The organism is Pseudomonas lactucae, assembly GCF_016937615.1.
Lineage (GTDB): Bacteria > Pseudomonadota > Gammaproteobacteria > Pseudomonadales > Pseudomonadaceae > Aquipseudomonas > Aquipseudomonas lactucae.
In genome coordinates, this window is the sequence record NZ_JAFHKI010000235.1 from 1 (window position 1) to 605 (window position 605).

The 605-nt window shown below is 61.3% G+C and carries 1 protein-coding gene; it reads right to left on the reverse strand.

The window, feature by feature from the left end; genetic code table 11:
- Positions 1 to 27: 27 nt before the first annotated feature.
- The coding region (locus tag JWR98_RS28705; protein WP_205491847.1) for a class I SAM-dependent methyltransferase at positions 28 to 605 on the reverse strand (578 nt) is incomplete at its 5' end.

The window sequence follows — 605 nt, forward strand, 5'->3', positions numbered from 1 at the left end:
CCCTCCCACATTTGTAATGTGTTGCCTTTAAGGTTTGCGCCACACGCTGGCCAACCACGGCTGCTGCTCACGCGGTAATCCGGCGGGGCGGTAGTAGTGCTCCAACTCCACAAACCCCGCCGTCGTCAGCAATGCCTGCCATGCCTCCAGGTCGTGATACGACCCATACCGTGGCCCATTCCAGCCTTCCTGGTTCTCACCCCGTGGGTTGGAGCTGAACAGCACGCCTCCAGGCTTCAACGCCGCGTGCAGTTGCTTGAGCACACGCGGCAGTTCCTGTTTGGGAATGTGAAACAGCACCGCGTTGGCGAAGATCCCGTCGAAGCGTTCGGCGGGCAATTGCAGTTTGAGAAAGTCCTGCTGCAACACCTCGCAGCCGCTGTCTTCGCGTGCCATCTGCGCAAAGCGCTCGGAGCCGTCCAGGCCCACGGCGATATGGCCCATGCGCGTAAACGTCTGCAAATCGCGCCCCGGGCCGCAGCCGAAATCCAACACGGTAAAGGGCGGCGTGCCCTGGATATGCCGCAGCAACGCGTCGATGTTCTGGCTCACATCGTGGTCGCGGGTGCCTTCGCGAAAGTCCTCGGCCACTTTGTTGTAATGGC